This is a genomic window from Amycolatopsis pittospori (genome assembly GCF_013870525.1).
GTDB classification, from domain to species: domain Bacteria; phylum Actinomycetota; class Actinomycetes; order Mycobacteriales; family Pseudonocardiaceae; genus Amycolatopsis; species Amycolatopsis pittospori.
The window spans coordinates 24,773-44,609 of sequence record NZ_JACBXD010000002.1 but is presented as its reverse complement, the minus strand read 5'-3'; the positions used below and the strand labels follow the sequence as shown (position 1 = coordinate 44,609).

Here is a 19,837-nt window from a genome sequence, read left to right as displayed (position 1 = left end):
CATGAGACTGCCCCGATTCGGCGTCCTGCTCGGTTTCTTCCTGGCCTTCTGTCTCGCCGTGCCGCCCGCCGCCCAAGCGGCTCCGGCTCCGCTCGGCGGGGGCAGTCCGTTGCAGACCGCGACGTCGTCCAGATGCACCGCCGGGTTCGCCGCGGTGTCGGGCAGTGTCGGCTACTTGATCGCGGGCAGTTCCTGCGGCAGGCCCGGTGAGACCGTCCGCAGCGCGGGCCGCGTGGTCGGCGTGGTCTCAGCGGCGCCGATGCCGCCGAACGGCGCGATCGTCATCCGGGTGACCAACACCGTCGACTGGCGCCTGACCGGGTCGATTCCGCCGACCGACAGCCGGGTGACGATCACCGGATCGACCGAGGCCCCGGTCGGCGCCTCGGTGTGCAAATACGGCGCCACCACCGGCTGGCGATGCGGGACCATCCAAGGGAAGAACCAGACGATCACTTTCCCTGAAGGCACCCTGACCGGTCTCACCCGCACGAACGTCTGCGCGGAGCCGGGTGACAACGGTGGGCCGTTCGTCAGCGGTACGCAGGCTCAAGGCGTTCTGGTCGGTGGCAGCGGGAACTGCGCCAGCGGCGGAACGTCCTACTTCCTGCCGGTCAACCGGGTCCTGTCGATGTACGGGCTGACGATCCTCGCTGGTCGAGAACGGTGAGAACCTGTTCGCACCAGCGGATGTTCTCCTGCTCGAAGGAGATCCCGCGGGCAAGGGTCAGGTAGGGGCCCACGCGGGGCGCGGTGGCGAGGAAGTCCGCCTCGGAGGACTCGCCGAGCAGGCGTTCCCGCAGCCGCTCGAATTGCTTGAGTTTCGTTTCGGCGACGGCCATCCTGTCCGCGATGGCACTCCGGACCGCGTCCGCGTCGCCTGCCTCGATCGCCTGCACCTGCACCAGGAGCTCGTCGCGGATCGCGGTCGGTTTCGGTGCCTTCGTGGTGAACTCGGCGAGCTCCGCCGCGCCGTCGTCGGTCAGGGAGAAGAGTCGTTTGGTGGGGCGGCGCCGCTGTTCCACGACCCGTGCCGTCACCAGGCCCTGCGACTCCATTCTGTCGAGCTCGCGGTAGAGCTGCTGCGGTGTCGTGGTCCAGAAGTTGGCGACGGACGCGTTGAAGCTCTTCGCCAGGTCATAGCCCGACGCCTCGTCTTCCAGAAGCATCGCGAGGATCGCGTTCCGCAGCGCCATGGGGCGATGGTAGTGGCAAGGTGTACTGGTCGCAAAGTTGATTATGCACTTTGGTGGACAGGTCGGTGGTGATCACTTACGCTCGGCTGCGCCTACTCAACTAAGTGACTATGAGGAGATCGCCATGCTGACGTTCCGGCAGGCCGTCGAGGCGAAGGACGCCGCCGCGCTCGAGACTCTGCTCGCCGACGACGTGGTCTTCACCAGCCCGGTGGCGTTCAAGCCGTATCAGGGCAAGGCGATCACGGGGGCGATCCTGCGCGGCGTGCTGCGGGTGTTCGAGGACTTCCGCTACGTCCGTGAGATCGCCGACGGCGCGAATCACGTGTACGAGTTCGAGGCGTCGGTCGACGGGCTGCGGATCAACGGCGTCGACATCCTGACCTTCGACGACGACGGCAAGATCGCCGACTTCAAGGTGATGGTCCGCCCGCTGCGGGCGGCGGAGGCACTCGCGGCGCGGATGGGCGCGCAGTTCGAAGCCATCAAGGCCGACGCGGTGAAGTGACCACGCCTAATCCAGGGTGAGTAGTTCGTCCAGTACCGCTTTGAGGGCAGGGCTCCTGTCGTCCTGTCGCCAGGCGGCGCGGAGGTCGACGTCGTGCGGAGTGGTGTCGAGGGGGACGAACACGACGTGCGGGTCGTTGACGTTGCCCGCCACCGAAGCGAGCGTCAGATGGCAGCCGACCTGTGCGCTCACCAGCGCGAGCGCGGTCTGCGTGTCCGGCGCGATCTGGACGACGTCCGCGACGAAACCGGCGTCGTGCGCCAGGCGCCGGAGGCGATCCGGCAGTACCGCGCCTTCGTGTGGTGGCAAGGACACGAAGGCGTCGCCGGCCAGCTGGTCGAAGTCGAGCCGCCGGGCACCGGCCAGGGGATGGGTGCCCGGGACGGCGACCACGAGCGAGTCCGGCATGACGACCCGCGCGGCCACGTCGGCGGGGATGACGTCCCACCTCCCGAGCGCGATGTCCGTTTCGCCTCGGGTGAGTTTCTTCATCGCCGGCTGGGCGAAGTTCTGACTCGACAGTTCCAGCCGGATCCCCGTGTGCCGTGACCGCACCACGCGGGCGAGCCGGGCGACGAGGCCGTGGGTGGACACTCCGGCGAACGCGATCCGGACCAGTCCGACCTCGCCGTCGCCCGCCGAGCGCACCGCGGCATCAGCGCGGCGTAAGGCTTCGAGGACGTCTTTCGCCGGGTCGACGAGCGCCTGGCCACCGGCCGTGAGGTTGACCGACCGGGTGTTGCGATCGAACAGCCGGATCCCGAGCTCCCGTTCCAGTTGCTTGATCGTGCGACTCAACGGAGGCTGGGCGATGTGCAGCCGTTCCGCGGCCCGGCCGAAGTGCAATTCTTCGGCGACCGCGAGAAACGAGCGGAGCTGCTGGACGTCCATAATTGCTTGAAAGGTATCACAGGGCGACCGATTAGGTATTGGACTGATCTTAATCGATGGCCGATAGTGAAGGGTATGTACACCGGCAACCCTGACGTCCCCGACGACGTCTTCGCGGATGTTCTCGGCCAGATCAACGATTTCGTGCGCACTCGTGTCCTGCCCCGCGAGCTCGAGATCATGAACACGGACGCGATCCCGGCGGATCTGCGGACGCAGGCCGCGGAGATGGGGCTGTTCGGGTACGCGATCCCACAGGAGTGGGGCGGGCTCGGCCTCGATCTGGTCCAGGACGTCGAAGTCGCGATGGCGCTGGGCTACACGTCGTTGTCGTTGCGGTCGATGTTCGGCACGAACAACGGCATCGCCGGCCAGGTTCTGGTCGGCTTCGGCACCGGGGAGCAACAAGCCCGGTGGCTGCCCGGTATCGCCTCGGGTGAGGTCGTCGCGTCCTTCGCGCTCACCGAGCCCGGCGCCGGCTCGAATCCGGCAGGCTTGCGGACCACCGCGAAGCCCGACGGTGACGGCTGGATCATCGACGGCGGCAAGCAGTTCATCACCAACGCCACCGAAGCAGGCCTGTTCGTGGTGTTCGCCCGCACCAAACCCGCGTCGGAAGACGGCACCGGCATCGCGGTCTTCCTCGTCCCCGCCGAAACACCCGGCATTCAGGTCGGTGCCAAGGACGCCAAGATGGGCCAGGAGGGTTCCCGCACCGCCGACGTCACCTTCTCGCAAGTCCGCGTCGGCCCCGAAGCGCTGGTCGGCGGCGACGGCGAGGTCGGGTACAAGGCGGCGATGACGTCGTTGGCGCGCGGCCGGGTCCATCTGGCCGGGCTGGCGGTCGGAGCGGCGCAGCGGGCGCTCGACGAATCCGTTTCCCACGCCGCGACCGCGACCCAGGGCGGCACACCGATCGGGGATTTCCAGTTGGTGCAGGCGATGATCGCCGACCAGCAGACCGGCGTGCTCGCCGGACGCGCGCTCGCCCGCGAGGCGGCCCGGCTGTACGTCACCGGCGAGGACCGCCGGATCGCGCCATCGGCCGCGAAGCTGTTCTGTACCGAGATGGCGGGCAAGACCGCGGACTTGGCCGTACAGGTCCACGGCGGCAGCGGCTACCTGCGCGAGGTCCCGGTCGAGAGGATCTACCGCGACGTCCGTTTGATGCGGCTTTATGAAGGCACCAGCGAGATCCAGCGGCTCATCATCGGCGGCGGCCTCGTGCGGGCCGAGAAGAAAAAGGCACTGTGACGCGGCCGCTCGACGGGGTCACCGTCGTCGCCGTCGAGCAGGCGGTCGCCGCGCCACTGGCTACCCGCACCCTCGCCGACCTCGGCGCGCGAGTGATCAAAGTGGAGCGTGTCGACGGCGGGGATTTCGCGCGCGGTTACGACCACGCGGTCCACGGCACCGGCGCGCATTTCGTGTGGCTCAACCGGGGCAAGGAGTCGATCGCCGTCGATCTGAAGACCGCCGAAGGCCGTGACGTCGTCCGTCGTCTGGTGGTGAAGGCCGATGTCTTCGTGCAGAACCTCGCGCCGGGCGCCGCGGAACGCCTCGGTCTCGGCGACCTCCGTGAGGAGCATCCCGAGCTGGTCGAGGTGAATCTGTCCGGGTTCGGTGCGGGCGGTCCGATGGAACAGCGCAAGGCCTACGACATGCTGATCCAGGCCGAGGCCGGGCTGATCGCGATCACCGGGACGCCGGAGACCGCGGTGAAGACAGGGATCCCGACCGCCGACATCGCGTCCGGAATGTACTGCTCCCAAGCCGTTCTGGCCGCGTTGCTGCGCCGCTGGCGCACCGGGGAAGGCGCGACCATCGAGGTTTCGATGCTCGAAGCCACCGTCGAATGGATGGGTTACGCGCTCTACACGCAGATGTACGCCGGAACGCAGCCCGCTCGGATGGGCCTGAGCCACAGCTCGATCGCCCCGTACGACGCGTTTCCCACGAGTGACGGCCAGATGCTGATCGGCGTCCAGAACGACACCGGCTGGCGCACCCTCGTCACCGAAGTCCTCGACGCCCCCGAACTCGCCGACGATCCTCGCTTCGTCACCAACGTCGAGCGTGTCGCGAACCGCGCCGAGTGCGACGCCGCCGTCGCCGCCCGGACGTCGCGCTGGTCCAATGCCGAACTCGACGCACGGCTGGCCGCCGCCGGGGTTCCCGCCGCACAGCTCAAGGAAGTCGGCCAGGTCGTCGATCATCCGCAACTGCGCGCTCGCGACCGCTGGCGCGAGGTCGGGACCGAATTCGCGCGGGTTGACGCCCTCCTGCCACCGGTCACGTTCGCCGACGTCGAGGCCCGCATGGGCGACGTTCCCGCGCTGGGGCAGCACACCCGCGCCCTGCTCGTCGAGTCCGGTGTGGACGCCGACGACCTCATCGGTCGCGGTATCGCCACGGAGAAGAAGTGATTTCGGCGAAAGAGGAAATCGGCCACTCTCCGCCCCCTTCAATTTATAGCGCACCCCCGGGCTTGCGGCAAGGCCCGGGTCATCCCGCAGAATTGCCCGGCCAGAAGTCGCAATGCGGGGAAATGGGGAATCGGAAAGTGCGCTTTTTGCTGACGACGTGGGGATCGCGCGGGGACGTCGAACCGCTGGTGGCGCTAGCGGTGGCGGTGCGGGAACTCGGTGCGGAAGCGGTGGTGTGCGGGCCGCCGGACGAGGATTTCGCGGTGCTGCTGGAGCGGGCCGGGGTGCCGTTCGTGCCGATGGGCGAGTCGGTGCGCTCGGTGGTCTCCGGGCCGAAACCGCCGACGGCCAAGGACGCGTTCCGGCTCGCGCCGGCGCTGGTCGCCATGCGGTTCGAAACGCTCGGCAAGACGGCCGAGGACTGCGACGCGCTCTTGGCGACCGGTCTGCTGCCGGCCGGTGCGCGGGACGTGGCCGAGAAACGGGGAATTCCGTACGTGTACGCGTGCTTCCACACTTTCGGGATGCCGTCGCGGCATTTCGTGCCGGGACTGCGGCCGGGTACGCCTTCGCCGGAAGGGGAGACCGACAACCGGGTGCTGTGGAAGCAGGACGCCCAGCGGGTCGACGACCTGTACGGCCCGGCGCTCAACAGTCATCGGGAGGCGATCGGCCTGCCGCCGGTGGACAACGTCCGCGACCATGTCTTCACCGACAGCCCGTGGCTGGCGGCGGACGCGACGCTGTGCCCGTCGGAGGGGATGACGGACCTCGACCTCGTGCAGACCGGGGCGTGGATCCTGCCCGACGACCGTCCACTTCCGGAGGAGCTGGAGGCGTTCCTGGGCGCCGGTGAGCCACCGGTATACGTGGGCTTCGGCAGCATGGCCGCCTACGCGCCGAAGGACATCGCGCGAAACGCCATCGAGGCGGTTCGTGCTCATGGGCGCCGGGTCCTCCTCGCCAAGGGCTGGGCGGGCCTGGCCGCGATCGACGACGCCGAAGACTGCTTCGTCGTCGGCGAGGTCAACCAGCAGGCCCTGTTCCGCCGGGTGGCCGCCGTCGTGCACCACGGCGGCGCGGGCACCACCACGACGGCGAGCGGGGCGGGCGCGCCCCAGGTCGTCGTCCCCCGGATCGCGGATCAGCCGTACTGGGCCGCCCGGGTGGCCGAACTGGGCATCGGCGTGGCGCATCAGGACCCGAACCCGACGGCCGAGTCGCTGTCGGCCGCTCTCGCGACCGTCCTGACGCCCGAAACCCGCGAGCGAGCCGGAGAGGTGGCGGGCATGATCCGGACCGATGGGGCGTCGGTGGCCGCGAAACTGCTCGTCGAACTGGTCGGACGGTAGCGCCAGGCCGGGTCGCCGCCGCCGCGGCGACCCGGCTCGGTCAGTAGGTGAGGCCGAAGTCGCGGCAGACACCCACCATGCCTGAGGGGTAACCCGGTTGATCGTGCGTGTCGCCCAGCCCGTGGCGTAGATCGTCGGCACGAAAACGATCTCGACAACGGCGCTGTCGAGCGGCGGGTGGAATTCGGCAGCCGAAGGCGACGTCCATGCCGGAGAGCGGGTGCATTCCACGATCTTCGCGTGTCACGGCCGGGACCGGTCCCGTGTCACTTTTCGGAGAAATCGTCGTTTCCGGCGAAACGGGACGGCCGGCCCGGCGACCTCAGGGCATGAACGCGATTCAACGTGGTGACGAAGCGAAGACCACCGTCGAGAAGGTGGGCTGGACGCCGGCCGCGGTGGGTGGTCTGGCGACGAGCCTTCTCGGAGCCGTGATGTTCTTGGTCGCCGTTCTCGTGGAGGCGAATTCGCCGAACACTTTCGGCGGCACGGAATATCTCGCGACCCTGATCAGCGGCATTCTCGCCATGACGGTGGGCTCGACGGCGAGCGCGGTGAGCAACAACGTGGAATTACGCAGGGCGCAGGAGGAGCTCCGCGCCCTGAAAAAAGAGATCGCGAGGACTCGGTGAGTACCAGGTTCTCCAGGCTCGTACGCGGCAAGGGGCTTTGGCTGTCGGCGCTCTTCGTCGTCGGGTTCGTCGGCGTCGACTTTGTGCTCTGGTGGCTCAGCGGCCGGGTCGCCCCCGCGGATCGCGCCGCGTTCATCGGCGCCGCCAGCGCCTGGGGCGTGGCGAGTGTCGGCCTCGGCGCCGGATTGCTGTCGGCCAACCGGGCCGGGCACCACGCGCAGATCACCGCCCTGCAGAACGAACGCCGGGCCGTGTACGCCAGGCTGGTCTTGATATGCGAACGCTTCGACGGCTGCCGTGAGTCCTATGAGGACGCCGAGGCCCACCTCGCGCAGAATCCGGACGACCCTGCCGATGCCCGTGCCAAGATCGGCGTCTTCAAAGAGCTTTTCGCGGAGTTCCGCAGTGCCAGTGCGACAGCGTCGCTGGTCGCGTCATCGAAGGTGGACACCGAGCTCAAGAGACTCTTGGCCGTATTCCAGAATCCGGAGGACGAGCCTATGAAGCCTGCCCGTGCCGCGTTCCTCGAAGCGGTGAGAGAGGAACTGCTGCTCGCCCGGAAGCCAGGGCTGTGACCGTCGGTGACGCCACCTCGACGGCCGCGCGGACGAAGGCGGCGACGGCGGAGGAGCGGGAATCCCGCGGCCAAGACACGGTCAACGTCGAGGGCTCGAGGTCGTCGACGGGCAGGTAAGTGATGCTCGGCAGCCGGTAGCGATCCGCCGTCGACACGGGCAGGAAGCAGACCACCGTGCCCAATTCGACGAGCTTCAGGATCTGCGTCAGGTCCGTGACGGGACCGTGCAGCGGTGCCCGAGGGGAAGGGCCGAGCGAGTACCCGTCTTCGGCCGGGGCGCCGTCGGGGAGGCTCCTGCCCGCCAGATCCGCCAGCACCAGTCGCGAGCGGGCCGCCAGCGGATCGTTCGCCGCCAGCGCCACCAGCCGGGGTTCGGTCAGCAACGGCTCGAAGTCCAGGCCGCGTTCGTCGAAGGGGGTGGGGGACAGCGCCACGTCGGCGCGGCCGTCGCGCAGTTGCCGTGATTGCTCACCGCGGCCACCGAGGACCAGTTCGATCGGCAGCGCGCCGTCTTCGGCTTCGTAGGTCTCGACGATCTTCGGCAGCAGACCGGCGTCGAGATCGGCCTTCAGCGCCACTCGCAGCCGAGGGTCGGGACGGCCCGCCTGCCGGGCTCGCCGGTCCGCCGCGCTGACCGCTTCGAGCGCGCTTCGGGCGTCCCGCAGCAACACCGCGCCGGCTTCGGTGAGTGAGACCTGACGCGTCGTGCGTTCGAGCAGCCGGACGCCCAGCTGGTGTTCGAGCTCCCGGATCGCCCTGGACAACGGCGGCTGCGCCATCGAAAGCCGTTGGGCCGCGCGTCCGAAGTGGAGTTCCTCCGCGACAGCCACGAAGTACCGGAGTTGCCGCGTCTCGAGCTCACTCATATCGCCAGGGTATCAATGGCGCCCGATCCGGTCCTTCAGCTCGGAGGCTGTCGCGGATTGACTCGGTGACGTCGAAATCCTCTCTACGCATGGAGCTTTCATGATCGTCGTCACCACACCGACCGGACAGATCGGCAGCCAGGTCCTCGGCAGGCTCATCGAGGGTGGCGAGCCGGTCCGCGTGATCGCCCGAGATCCCGCCCGGCTCGCCGACCACGTCCGTGAGCGCGTCGAGGTCGTCAAGGGCTCGCACGGCGACCGCGACGTCGTCGACCAGGCCTTCGACGGCGCCGACGCCGTGTTCTGGCTCGCGGCCGCGGACCCCCGCGCCGAGAGCTTGGAAGCCGCCTTCGTGGACTTCACCCGGCCGGCCTGTGAAGCCTTCGAGAACCGGGGTGTCGAGCGGGTGGTCGGCATCTCGGCCCTCGGCCGCGGCACCGCGGAGAACGCCGGACACGTGTCGGCGTCGCTGGCCATGGACGAGCTGATCGGTGCGTCCGGCGTGAACTACCGGGCACTGGTGATGCCCTCGTTCATGGACAACCTGCTGTGGCAGGCCAAGTCGATCGTCGACGACGGGGTCTTCTTCGGGCCGCTGTCGGGTGACCTCAAGGCGCCGACCTGCGCCAACCGCGACATCGCCGCGGCCGCCGCCCGGCTGCTGCTCGACTCGTCGTGGGGCGGCGTGGCCGACGTCCCGGTGCTCGGCCCGGAGGATCTGTCCCAGCATGATCTGGCGGAGATCATGTCCGACGTGCTCGGGCGGCCCGTCCGCTACCAGCGGATCCCCATGGAGGCCGTTCGCGAGCAGCAACTCGCGATCGGGCGGTCCGAGGCGGTGGCCCAGGGCATGGTCGACATGATGGCCGCCAAGGAGGCCGGGCTCGACAACGTTCAGCCGCGGACGCCCGAGGCCACCACGCCGACGACTTTTCGTCAGTGGTGCGAGGACGTGCTCAAGCCGGCCGTGGCTAGCTGAAGATCACCGAGCGCAGCGCGAGCCTGTCGGACCCGCGGCCGCCGAAGGGGCGCAGGGAGAAGTAGTCCCCGTCGCAGTCGTTGCCCCGGAACACCACCGCACGCGAATCGGTGTCGTTGCGCGGCCGGAAGGCGTCGACGTCCCAGTCGGCGATCTCGGGAATCTCGATGCATTCCCCACTCGGCGGATCGATCAGGGCACCGATTTGGATTTCCCCGTCCGCGTCGAAATAGCGGTAGGTGAATTCGCCTTCCGAGGCGGAGGCCGTGCCGGGAAGGGTCAGGAACAGGGCGGCGGCACTGGTGAGGGAGAGCACGACGGTGCGAAGGCGCATGATGGTGTTTTCCTTTCGGTGCAACGGTCTTTCGACGGTAGGGCGATGATCGAGATCGCCGATAGGTCTCGGCGACAGGTCGACCCGCTGGTGCCGTCGGCGGACCTGATCGTGTGGTGGCCGTGCACGTGCGGTGATTTCGGCGTCCCGCCTGGAGGAACTCCAGGTTTACGATCGTGATCATGCGATTCGCCATCAAGACCTCGCCCCAGGACACCGTTTGGGCCGACATGCTCGCGGTCTGGCAGGCCGCCGACGAGATCGAGCTCTTCGAATCCGGCTGGACCTTCGATCACTTCTATCCCATTTTCTCGGATTCGACCGGTCCGTGCCTGGAAGGGTGGGTCACGCTCACCGCCCTCGCCCAGGCCACGAAGCGACTGCGGCTGGGCACGCTGGTCAGCGGGATCCATTACCGTCACCCGGCGCTGCTCGCGAACATGGCCGCGACGCTCGACATCGTTTCCGGCGGACGGCTGGAAATCGGGATCGGCGCGGGCTGGAACGAAGAGGAGTCCGGCGCGTACGGCATGGAACTCGGTTCGATCAAGGACCGCAGCGACCGGTTCGAGGAGGGCTGCGAGGTCCTCGTCGGACTGCTGACCCAGGAGACCACCACGTTCCAGGGGCAGCACTACCAGCTGACCGAGGCGCGTTGCGAGCCGAAAGGCGTGCAGAAGCCGCATCCGCCGATCTGCATCGGTGGCAGCGGCGAGAAGCGGACCTTGCGCACGACCGCGAAGTACGCCCAGCACTGGAACTTCGTGGGCGGCACACCCGAGGAGTTCGCCCACAAGCGTGACGTGCTGCATCGCCATTGCGCGGACATCGGCCGGGACCCGAGCGAGATCACCTTGTCCGCGCACGTCCGGCTCGGGGCGGACAACGACTACGCCAAGGTCGCCGCGGACGCCGAAGCCCTCGGTGAGGTGGGCCTCGACCTGGCGATCGTCTACCTGCCGCCGCCGCATACGCCTGCCGTGCTGGAGCCGCTGGCGAAGGCGCTCGAACCGCTGCGCTGACGTCGGGCACCGGACGACCGGGGCGGCCTCTCCGCGAGGAGGGGCCGCCCCGGTCGCGTCCGAGGGCGCCATTGCGGAACCGGGTGGTTCCGCTATACGGTGACCAGAACTAGAACAGGTTACAGTTCTGGGTGGCGGGCGGACCGAGGAGCGGAAATGGCGAAAAGGGCGCCGCGCGGCGACGAGGCCGACTACGTGGTCGTCGGATCGGGCAGTTCGGGGGCCGCGATCGCAGGCAGGCTGGCCGAGTCGGGTGCCAGCGTGATCATGCTCGAAGCGGGCAAGAGTGACGAGAAGATGCTCGTCAAGAAGCCGGGGCTGGTCGGCCCGATGCACGCGGTGCCCCAGCTCAAGAAGCCCTTCGACTGGGGCTACTACTCGGTGCCGCAGAAACACGTTCTCGATCGCCGGATGCCGGTGCCGCGCGGCAAGGTGGTCGGCGGCTCCAGTTCCATCAACGGCATGGTCTACGTCCGCGGCAACCGCGCCAACTTCGACTCGTGGGCCGCCGAGGGCAACAAGGGCTGGGACGCCGACAGCGTCAACGCCGCCTACAAGCGGATGGAGGACTTCGAGGACGGCGAGAACGCGTTCCGGGGCGCGGGCGGGCCGATCCGGGTCACCCGCAACAAGATCCCCCAGGAGGGGACGCTGCAGTTCCTCGAAGCGACCTCCGACGCGATCGGCTGCGAGGTCCTCGACGACTACAACGCCGAGTCGCAAGAGGGCGTCAGCCGGATGCAGCAGAACGCCGCCGACGGCCTCCGCTACAGCGCCTCACGCGGTTACGTCCACCATCTCGCGCCCCGAACGCTGGAGGTGCAGTCCGGAGTACTGGCGAAGAAGGTCGTGATCGAGAACGGCCGCGCCGTCGGGGTCGAGGTCGTCGACGCGGACGGGACCCTGCGCACCCTGCGCGCAGGCAAGGAGGTCATCCTCTCGGCCGGATTCGTCGGCTCCGCTCAGCTGCTCATGCTGTCCGGCATCGGCCACGCCGAGCACCTGAGGGAGCACGGCATCGACGTGCTCGCGGACCTGCCGGTCGGCGACAACCTCCACGACCACATGTTCCACGCGCTGACCTTCACCGCGTCGTCGAGCAAGAACAAGGGCACACCGCCGTACTTCGCGCGCGGCCTCGTCAGGGAACTCCTCAAGCCCGGGACCACGTTCCTGGCGAACTCGGTCTTCGAGGCGGTCGCGTTCCTCAAGACGTCCCAGGCCACCGACGTTCCCGACCTCCAGCTGCACCTCCTGCCGTGGGCGTACGTGACGCCCAACCAGGACGCGCCGATCCGGCACGACGTCGACAAACGCCCGGCGCTCACCGTGCTGACCACGCTGATCTACCCGAAGAGCCGTGGCACGCTCCGGCTCGCGTCGGCCGACCCCACGGCGGCGCCGCTGATCGACCCCCAGTACCTGTCCGACCCGGCCGACCTCGAAGTACTCGGCGAGGGGTCGGAGATGGCGCGCGAGATCTTCGCGTCGAAGGCGTTCCGGGGTTCGATCAAACAGGAGCTCCACCCCGGCAAGGGACTGCGGGGCCAGGAACTGCGTGACGCGATCCTGAATCGCGCGACGTCGGTCTACCACGGCGTCGGCACCTGCCGGATGGGTGTCGACGAGCTCGCGGTCGTCGGTCCCGATCTCAAGGTCCGCGGCATCGACGGACTCCGGGTCTGCGACGCCTCGATCATGCCGTCGATCACCGGCGGCAACACCAACGCGCCCGCCATCATGATCGGCGAGATGGGCGCGCAGCTCGTCCTCTCGGACAACTGACGGAAAGAGGGCCATGACCGTCACCCCGCTCGCGCTCACCCGCCCGGCGTCGACGACCGACGCGTTCCTGCGACGGCTCGTCGAGAGAGTGCCGGGTTCGTCCGGCGAGGCATGGAAACTCACCGAGGTCTACACCGGGGATCTGCTCGTCGAGCTGCCGCAGTCGACGCCGTCCGACATCGAGCAGGCGTTCGCGACCGCGCGCGCCGCGCAGGAGAAGTGGGCCGCGACGCCGCTCAAGCAGCGGCTGGAGGTGTTCAAGCGGGCGCACGCGCTCTTCATCGGTAACGCGTCGACCGTCACCGATCTCATCCAGGTCGAGAGCGGCAAGAACCGGCGGATGGCGATCGAGGAGACCTGCGACCCGTCGATGGTGATGAGCCATTACCTGAAGCGGGCCGCCAAACTGCTGGCGCCGGCCAAACGCGGCGGTCCGGTGCCGTTCCTGACGACGTCGACCGAGATCCGGCAGCCCAAGGGTGTCGTCGGCATCATCGCGCCGTGGAACTTTCCCTTCGCCACCGGGATTTCCGACGCCATCCCGGCGCTGATGGCCGGCAACGCGGTCGTGCTGAAGCCGGACAACAAAACGGCGCTGTCGCCGCTCTACGGCGTCCAGCTGCTGGAAGAGGCCGGCCTGCCGAAGGGCTTGTTCCAGGTGGTGTGCGGTGAGGGCCCGGACGTCGGCCCCACGCTGATCGATCACGCCGACTACGTCATGTTCACCGGCTCCACGGCCACCGGCCGGGTGATCGGCGAACGGGCGGGCAAGAACCTCATCGGCTGCTGCCTCGAACTCGGCGGCAAGAACCCGATGATCGTGCTGGAGGACGCCGACCTGGCCGAGGCCGCGCAGGGCGCGATCTTCGGCGCCTTCGGCAACACCGGCCAGATCTGCATGCACATCGAGCGGATCTACCTGCCGGAATCCCGCTACGACGAGTTCAAGAAGGCGTACGTGGCCAAGGCCGGGGCGCTCGACGTCCGCGCCGCCTACGACTTCGGCCCCGAGATGGGATCGCTCGTCTCCGTCGACCACATGCGCCGCGTCAAGTCGCATGTGGACGACGCCGTCGAGAAGGGCGCCACCGTCCTTTGTGGAGGCAAACCCCGGCCCGATCTCGGTCCGGCCTTCTTCGAGCCGACGATCCTCGAAGGCGTCACCAAGGACATGCTCTGCGGCGTCACCGAAACCTTCGGACCCGTTGTCGCACTGCACAAGTACCGCACCGTCGACGAAGCCGTGGCGCTCGCCAACGACACCGACTACGGCCTCAACGCCTCGGTCTGGGGCACCGACATCGCCGCCGCCCGGGCCGTGGCCGCGCGTATCGAGTCGGGCAACGTCAACATCAACGACATCCTCGCCACCGCCTACGCCTCGAAGGGAACGCCGTCCGGCGGGGTCAAGAGCTCCGGGGTCGGCGCCCGTCACGGTGACCAGGGGCTGCTCAAGTACACCGACGTCAAGAACATGGCGGTGCTCAAGAAGCAGGTCATGGGCCCCCGGCCCGGTCAGGCCTACGAAAAGTACGTCGAAGGCATGCTTTCCGGGTTGAAGATGATGCGGCGCTTCCGGATCCGCTAGAACTCGCCCAGCGCTAGGCGCCGTCGTCCAGCAACTGTTTCCGGATCTCGGTCTTGAGCACCTTGCCGATCTTGGAGCGGGGCAGATCCGGCCAGATCAGGACCTGTTTCGGGGTCTTGACGCTGCCCAGCCGTTCCTTGACCGTCGCGCGGAGTTCGTCGGCCGGGGCGGTTTCGCCGGTGTGGAGCTGGACGACGGCGGTGATCTGCTCACCCCATTTCTCGTGCGGCAGGCCGATCACGGCGCAGTCCTGCACCGCGGGGTGGGCCATGAGGGCTTGCTCGACTTCGGCCGAATAGACGTTGAAGCCGCCCGTGATGATCATGTCCTTGGCGCGGTCGACGATGAAGAGGTAGCCGTCCTTGTCGAGGAAACCGATGTCCCCGGTGTGGTGCCAGCCGTGCGCGCCCGCTTCCGCCGTCGCGGCGGGATTCTTGTAGTAGCCGAGCATCACCAGCGAGCCGCGGACGACGATCTCGCCGCGTTCGCCGAGCGGGAGCAACTCGCCCGACTCGGACATGATCGCGACCTGCGTGAGCGGTGTGGGCCTGCCGGCGGACGTGAACCGCTCGTGGGCAAGGGTTCCGTCGGCGTGGACGTGATCGGCGGGGGAGAGGGTGGAGATCATCATGGGGGCTTCGCTCTGGCCGAACAGCTGCCCGAAGACCGGGCCGATCCGGGTGATCGCCTCGGCGAGCTTGGTGGCCGACATCGGTGCCGCGCCGTACCAGAGGCATTGCAGCGACGAGAGATCACTGTCCGCCAGCGCCGGATTGTCGAGCATCAGGTAGATCAGCGTCGGCGGCAGGAAGGTGTGCGTGATCCGGCGGCGTTCCACCAGCGCGAGGAATTCGCCGAGATCCGGCGACGGCATGATCACGATCTCGCCGCCGAGGGTCAGCACCGGGAAGCACAGCACACCCGCCGCGTGCGTGAGCGGTGCCAGCGCCAGGTACCGCGGCCGCCCGGTGAACGGGTAGCTCATCAGCGTGAGCGCGGACATCGTCTCGACGTTGGTACCGCTGAGCATCACCGCCTTGGGGTGACCGGTGGTCCCGCCGGTGCCGACGAGCATGACCATGTCGTCCGGCGGCGTCGCCTCCCACGGCTCGGTGCCGGCGCCGTCGAGCCAGTCGGAGAACGGGACGGCGCCGGGCATCGAGCCGTCGAGACAGACCACAGTGGTCAGCTTCGGCAACCGGGGAAGGATCTTGGAGACGAGCGGTGCGAACGACTCCTGCACCAGCAGGCAGGTGCAGTCGAACAGGTCGAGCAGTTCGCTGTTCTCGGCCGCTTCGTTGCGAGGGTTGACCGGGCACCACACCGCGCCGGCCCGGCTGATGCCGAAGACACAGCCGAACGACACGGGGTCGTTGCCGGACAGGATCGCCACCTTGTCACCGGGGCCGATGCCGGACCTGTCCAGTGCCCGCCCCACCCGCCACGAGAGTTCCCGGACGTCGCCGTAGCTCAGGGATTTCCCGCCCATGGTGAGGCACGGTGCCGCCGGATCGAGGGAAGCGCCCTTGTCGAGATAGTCGGTCAATCGCACGCGCTCGTCCTTCCGGTCAGCTGTGGACGGTCAGGACCGGATTCGAAACCAGCCCGAAGCCACGCAGGACGCCCAGCAGCTCGCGGTGGCCGAAGGCCTGGCAGGCGGAGGCGAACCCGGCGCGTTTCGGCGGCTGCTGCAGGAGCGAATAGGCGGCGTAGGCCTGCATCAGCCCGGTCTGCTTGTAGTTGCAGGTGCCGTGGATGACGCAATGCGCGCGGCCGAGCGGGCCGGAGGCGTGCACCGAATCCAGCGAGGTGTTGAGCCGCTGGTTCTCCCGCGGCGGCATCTCGTCGCGCACCGCGGCGGCCTGTTCCGCCAGGACGCGGAGTTTTTCCTCCAGCGGCAGGTCTTTCACCTGTTCCAGCACGGCCGCGACGATCTGCGGCACCCCCTGCATGAGCGCGCGGTCGAAGACGCCGCCGACGGCCTTCACGTTGGCCACTCGGGCGTCGTTCTTGAACCAGACCGGATGCGACGTGCCGCCCCACGGCAGGGCCAGGCCGGTTTCGTGGTGGCCGGGAACGGAGACGTCCTGCAGGCCGCCGTCCGCCGGCCAGGGCTGATACTCGTTCTGTTCGAGGTAGTAGGCGGCCGACAAGGCGGCGTTGACGAGGATGGTCTTCGTGGAAGCGACGGTGGGATAACCCTTCCAGAACACCAGGATGTCCAAAGTGTCCAGTCCAGGGGTTTCGAGGCACAGGTTCGCCGCGATCTCGCCGGTGGTGTACATCTGCGCGATACCGGGGGAGAGCAGCAGGCCCTTCTCCGCCATCTGCGCGCCGTAGCGTTCTTCGGAGGAGATCAGCCAGTCCTGTTCCCCGGTGGTGTCGAGGTAATGGGTTCCGGTGCGCAGACAGGCTTCGACGACCTCATGGCCGTATTCGCTGAACGGGCCGACGGTGTTGCACACGACCTTGGCGTCACGGAACAGTTCGGTGAGCGCTTCGACGTCGTGCGAGACCTCGACGACCTCGTGGTCGACGGTGTCCAGGCCGGGAACGCCGTCGATCGCCTCCTGGAGGCGGGCCTTGTCGCGGCCGGCGGCGATGAACGGGACGTTGTACTCGCGCAGGTATTCGCAGATCAGCCGTCCGGTGTAGCCGGAGGCGCCGTAGACCACGACGGGCTTGGGGGTGCTCATGGGAAAGTCCTTTCGGTCGGTGCCGGTCACATGCCCATGCCGCCGTCGACCGGGAGCCCGGCCCCGGTGATGAAGCGAGCCGCGTCGGAGGCGAGGAAGACCACGGCGTCCGCCATGTCCGAGACCTCGCCCAGCCGCCCGGCCGGTGTCTGCGCGATGACCGCGCCGATGGCCTCCTCGACGCTGGGGAACAGGCCGACCTCGACCACGTCCTGCGCGAGCTGGTTACCCATCTGAGTAGGCACGAGACCGGGGTAGACGCAGTTGACCCGCACGCCGTAGCCGAGTTTTCCGGCCTCCATCGCGGCGACCCTGGTCAGGCGATCGACCGCGGACTTCGTCGCGGAGTAGCCGGCGATACCGGGGAAGGCGATGGTCGCGGCGACCGAGGCGATGTTGACCACGGCGCCACCGGCCCCGGCCGGACCGCCGGGGCGCATCGCGCGGAAGGCGTGCTTCACGCCGAGCGCGGTACCCAGCACGTTGACCTCGAGCATCTTGCGCACGTCTGCGGGGTCGAGATCGGCGACGAGCCCGGTGATCTCGACGCCGGCGTTGTTCACCACGATGTCCAGCCCGCCGAGTTCGTCGATCACCGCGGCGACCGCCTGCTCCCAGCTCTGCTCGTCGGTGACGTCGAGCCGGACGAAGCTCGCGGTGGCGCCTTTCTGCTTGATCTCGTCGGCGGTGGCGCGCCCGAGATCCTCCTGCACGTCGCCGATGACCACCGAAGCGCCTGCCAGGGCGAGCGCCTCGGCCATTCCGGCCCCCAGACCCTGCGCTCCACCCGTGACCAGGGCTTTCCGGCCCGAAAGGTCGTACGAACCCATGGACTTCTCCTCCTTGAGACGGTCCGCGGTTGCGGTGTGCGTCACATCCTGGGCCAGTTTTGGACAGTCGTCAAGATTTTCTTGGACAGTCGTCAAGATTTCGGCGACGCTAGACTGTGGGACCCCGCGGCAGGCGCGGGCTCCCGAACCGGACAGGAACCCGTGGTGACCGAGACGAGCGAGCGGATCGCACGCCGGAGCGTGGACAAGTTCGCCCAGCGGCGTGCCGAATTGGCGGAGTCCACGCTGCAGGCGCTGTCCGAGCTGGGGTACGCCAGGACGAGCCTGCGGGAGATCGCGCAGAAGTCGAACTTCTCGCACGGGGTGCTGCACTACTACTTCACCGACAAGGTGGAGCTGCTGACCTACGCGGTCCGAAAGTTCGAAGAAGTGTGCGTGACGCGCTACGACGAAGCCGTCGCGGCGGCGCAGTCGGCCGACGAACTCAAGCAGGGCTTCGGAGCGGCGATGGCGGGCACTTTGAAGGCCGACGCCGTCATGCACCGGCTGTGGTACGACCTGCGGAACCAGAGCCTGTTCGAATCGGCGTTCCGCGCGGATGTCCTCGACATCGACGAGCAGCGGCAGGCCATGATCTGGCGCGTCGTGGAACGCTATGCCGAGCTCGTAGGCGAGTCACCGCTTGTGACACGGCAACTCGCCTACGCGGCTTTCGATGGTTTGTTCCAGCAAGCGCTGCTTCATCACCTCGCCGGCTGGGAGGCCGTTGACGATGGCCTCGCCGAGGATGCCGCAGCACTGCTCGGGCGGCTGGTCTAGTCGGTGGAGCTGATCGCCGCGCCGTCGTAGAGGAGGGTGTCGGCGCTGTCGTAGACCCGGACCTTGACCTTCGCCATTTCCGTTCGCGAGTCCGTCATCAATCTGTCGAACTCGGCGCGGCCCTCTTCGGAGGTGGCCTCGGTGGCTTCCAGCCTTTCCTTCGCGTTGCGGAGGCTGACCATGTCCACCTCGATCGCCCCGGCGAAGGTGTGGTCCACGACGTCGGCCTCGACGACCGTCCCGTCGTCGCCGACCAGTTCCAGCCTGGCCGCTTCAGGAGCGAGGGCTCCCATCAGCCAAGTGGGCTTGCCGTTGTAGGAGGGCATCCACTGCCAGACGGAGTACGGGCGGTGCGTGAAATCCCTCTTGTGGCCGTTGCGTTCCTCGTTGAGCCACACGCCGCGACCCTCCTGGAGAACGCAGATGCCGTCGGCGCCGAAGTCGTTGTAGGCCAGGAGCGCTCCGTGCTCGGCCGTGGCCCCGAGCCGGGCTCCGGGATGCCAGCCGTCCTGGCGGGGAGGGTTGGAGTCTCGTCCGGATTTGCCTTCGACGGTCGCGGCCAGGGCGGTCGCGAGCTGTTCGGTCGGTGAAGTCACTGCTGGGTGTCTCTCCTCGTTGTCGTAGGGCTTGGGATCGTCGGGGCTCTCGGTGTCCTTGGCCCGAGACGATCATGGTTCCACCATTACATCGGTGGGGCCGGGTCGTATCGGGGAGATTCCCTGAGTTTCGGTGAGCGGTATCGGGGTCGACCTTGGCGGCTTGGTCGCATTTAGTCCTCTAAATGCGGGTTTTCGGGTGGGCTGCGTTCGGTTCGCGGCGATGGCGATATCACCCTTCAGTGGTATCCGCACAAATTCGCGACTACGTAAAATTGCGAACACATGTTCGACAGTTTTCGGGTATTCTTGAGATGTGTCCGAGACCGAGGTTCCCGTTCTTCCCGAGCTGCCGCAGGAGTTGTGGCGTGCCGGGAAGCTGGAGCTTGCCCATGGGACGCAACACTTTCTGCAAGTGATGCGGGTCGCCGCGGCCGGGTTGGGGCGGTTCTCGGCGGAGATCGAGTCTCGGGGCGCCAAGGATTTGTACGGCTATGGGACTACGGAGGCGTGGTTCGCTATTCGTCACTGGGCAGACGGCGGACGGACCGACCTGCGGAACCTCGTGTTGCTCTGCGGCTTCCATCACCGGTTGATTCATCACGGTGAGTGGGAAGTCCGGATGGCTGCTGACGGGTTGCCGGAGTTCATCCCACCCCAGTATCGGGATCCACTACGACAACCCAGGCGCAACACCCTCCACCGCGCCGCCGTCTGACCCGAAGAGCCCGCCAGCCACCGGCGACGGGCCCTTCGGCATGCCCCCGACGGGTCTGCTG

The 19,837-nt window shown here is 67.9% G+C and carries 20 protein-coding genes and 1 pseudogene; 13 read left to right on the top strand and 8 right to left on the bottom strand.

From position 1 onward, the window contains the following. Window position 1 precedes the first annotated feature (1 nt). Window positions 2-670 carry a S1 family peptidase gene (locus H5J31_RS01380; protein ID WP_181770559.1) on the top strand — a complete coding sequence of 223 codons (669 nt, stop codon included), beginning with the start codon at window positions 2-4 and terminating at the stop codon, window positions 668-670. Here the strand turns inward: H5J31_RS01380 and H5J31_RS01375 are convergent. Further along, window positions 615-1,196: a PadR family transcriptional regulator gene (locus H5J31_RS01375; protein WP_181770558.1), complete on the bottom strand. Its 582-nt coding sequence runs from the start codon at window positions 1,194-1,196 to the stop codon at window positions 615-617. The two genes, H5J31_RS01380 and H5J31_RS01375, sit on opposite strands and share 56 nt — an antisense overlap. 124 nt (window positions 1,197-1,320) lie before the next feature. On the opposite strand from H5J31_RS01375, the gene H5J31_RS01370 reads away from it, so the two are divergent. After that, window positions 1,321-1,704, top strand: a complete 384-nt coding sequence (locus H5J31_RS01370) for a nuclear transport factor 2 family protein (RefSeq protein ID WP_181770557.1) — start codon at window positions 1,321-1,323, stop codon at window positions 1,702-1,704. A 6-nt stretch (window positions 1,705-1,710) separates the two neighbouring features. Here the strand turns inward: H5J31_RS01370 and H5J31_RS01365 are convergent, their stop codons facing one another. Then, window positions 1,711-2,595, bottom strand: a complete 885-nt coding sequence (locus H5J31_RS01365; protein ID WP_181770556.1) for a LysR substrate-binding domain-containing protein — start codon at window positions 2,593-2,595, stop codon at window positions 1,711-1,713. 75 nt (window positions 2,596-2,670) lie between these two features. On the opposite strand from H5J31_RS01365, the gene H5J31_RS01360 reads away from it, so the two are divergent. The 5 genes from H5J31_RS01360 (at window position 2,671) to H5J31_RS01340 (ending at window position 7,580) form a co-directional block, all read left to right on the top strand. Further along, window positions 2,671-3,849 carry an acyl-CoA dehydrogenase family protein gene (locus H5J31_RS01360; protein ID WP_181770555.1) on the top strand — a complete coding sequence of 393 codons (1,179 nt, stop codon included), beginning with the start codon at window positions 2,671-2,673 and terminating at the stop codon, window positions 3,847-3,849. Beyond that, a complete protein-coding gene (locus H5J31_RS01355; RefSeq protein ID WP_181770554.1) occupies window positions 3,846-5,021 on the top strand; it encodes a CaiB/BaiF CoA transferase family protein in 1,176 nt (391 codons plus the stop codon). The genes H5J31_RS01360 and H5J31_RS01355 overlap by 4 nt, the downstream gene beginning before the upstream one ends. Window positions 5,022-5,158: 137 nt before the next feature. Beyond that, window positions 5,159-6,373 (top strand): glycosyltransferase, encoded by a 1,215-nt coding sequence (locus H5J31_RS01350; RefSeq protein WP_328701336.1) that lies wholly within the window; start codon window positions 5,159-5,161, stop codon window positions 6,371-6,373. A gap of 263 nt (window positions 6,374-6,636) precedes the next feature. Continuing rightward, complete coding sequence (locus H5J31_RS01345) at window positions 6,637-7,005, top strand: hypothetical protein (RefSeq protein WP_181770552.1); 369 nt, start codon at window positions 6,637-6,639, stop codon at window positions 7,003-7,005. Then, window positions 7,002-7,580, top strand: a complete 579-nt coding sequence (locus tag H5J31_RS01340) for a hypothetical protein (protein WP_181770551.1) — start codon at window positions 7,002-7,004, stop codon at window positions 7,578-7,580. Before H5J31_RS01345 ends, H5J31_RS01340 begins: the two co-directional genes overlap by 4 nt. Here H5J31_RS01340 and H5J31_RS01335 read toward each other — a convergent pair. Further along, entirely contained in the window at window positions 7,504-8,448 is a 945-nt protein-coding gene (locus H5J31_RS01335; protein WP_181770550.1) for a LysR family transcriptional regulator, read from the bottom strand. The genes H5J31_RS01340 and H5J31_RS01335 overlap by 77 nt on opposite strands. A gap of 100 nt (window positions 8,449-8,548) precedes the next feature. Between H5J31_RS01335 and H5J31_RS01330 the strand changes: the two genes are divergently transcribed. Beyond that, on the top strand, window positions 8,549-9,427 hold the full coding sequence (locus tag H5J31_RS01330) for an NAD(P)H-binding protein (protein WP_181770549.1): 879 nt from the start codon (window positions 8,549-8,551) through the stop codon (window positions 9,425-9,427). Here the strand turns inward: H5J31_RS01330 and H5J31_RS01325 are convergent. Further along, a complete protein-coding gene (locus H5J31_RS01325; protein ID WP_181770548.1) occupies window positions 9,420-9,761 on the bottom strand; it encodes a hypothetical protein in 342 nt (113 codons plus the stop codon). The two genes, H5J31_RS01330 and H5J31_RS01325, sit on opposite strands and share 8 nt — an antisense overlap. A gap of 182 nt (window positions 9,762-9,943) precedes the next feature. Here H5J31_RS01325 and H5J31_RS01320 point away from each other — a divergent pair, with 182 nt between their 5' ends. From H5J31_RS01320 to H5J31_RS01310, 3 genes are all read left to right on the top strand, one after another. Continuing rightward, on the top strand, window positions 9,944-10,783 hold the full coding sequence (locus tag H5J31_RS01320; RefSeq protein WP_181770547.1) for an LLM class F420-dependent oxidoreductase: 840 nt from the start codon (window positions 9,944-9,946) through the stop codon (window positions 10,781-10,783). A gap of 156 nt (window positions 10,784-10,939) precedes the next feature. Beyond that, window positions 10,940-12,568 (top strand): GMC family oxidoreductase, encoded by a 1,629-nt coding sequence (locus tag H5J31_RS01315; RefSeq protein WP_181770546.1) that lies wholly within the window; start codon window positions 10,940-10,942, stop codon window positions 12,566-12,568. Between the two features lie 13 nt (window positions 12,569-12,581). Beyond that, entirely contained in the window at window positions 12,582-14,156 is a 1,575-nt protein-coding gene (locus H5J31_RS01310; protein WP_181770545.1) for a succinic semialdehyde dehydrogenase, read from the top strand. Window positions 14,157-14,169: 13 nt separating this feature from the next. On the opposite strand, the gene H5J31_RS01305 is transcribed toward H5J31_RS01310, so the two are convergent. The 3 genes from H5J31_RS01305 to H5J31_RS01295 are packed head-to-tail and all read right to left on the bottom strand — an operon-like array spanning window position 14,170 to window position 17,682. Then, entirely contained in the window at window positions 14,170-15,708 is a 1,539-nt protein-coding gene (locus H5J31_RS01305) for an AMP-binding protein (RefSeq protein WP_181770544.1), read from the bottom strand. Between the two features lie 16 nt (window positions 15,709-15,724). Next, entirely contained in the window at window positions 15,725-16,852 is a 1,128-nt protein-coding gene (locus H5J31_RS01300) for a DUF5938 domain-containing protein (protein ID WP_181770543.1), read from the bottom strand. 26 nt (window positions 16,853-16,878) lie between these two features. Beyond that, window positions 16,879-17,682 carry an SDR family NAD(P)-dependent oxidoreductase gene (locus tag H5J31_RS01295; protein WP_181770542.1) on the bottom strand — a complete coding sequence of 268 codons (804 nt, stop codon included), beginning with the start codon at window positions 17,680-17,682 and terminating at the stop codon, window positions 16,879-16,881. A gap of 165 nt (window positions 17,683-17,847) precedes the next feature. Here H5J31_RS01295 and H5J31_RS01290 point away from each other — a divergent pair, with 165 nt between their 5' ends. After that, window positions 17,848-18,462: a TetR/AcrR family transcriptional regulator gene (locus tag H5J31_RS01290; RefSeq protein ID WP_181770541.1), complete on the top strand. Its 615-nt coding sequence runs from the start codon at window positions 17,848-17,850 to the stop codon at window positions 18,460-18,462. Here the strand turns inward: H5J31_RS01290 and H5J31_RS01285 are convergent. Beyond that, window positions 18,459-19,058: a hypothetical protein gene (locus H5J31_RS01285; protein WP_181770540.1), complete on the bottom strand. Its 600-nt coding sequence runs from the start codon at window positions 19,056-19,058 to the stop codon at window positions 18,459-18,461. The genes H5J31_RS01290 and H5J31_RS01285 overlap by 4 nt on opposite strands. Window positions 19,059-19,578: 520 nt before the next feature. Between H5J31_RS01285 and H5J31_RS39575 the strand changes: the two are divergent. Continuing rightward, window positions 19,579-19,776: pseudogene (locus tag H5J31_RS39575) on the top strand (HNH endonuclease signature motif containing protein); the annotation flags it as partial. Between the last annotated feature and the right edge of the window lie 61 nt (window positions 19,777-19,837).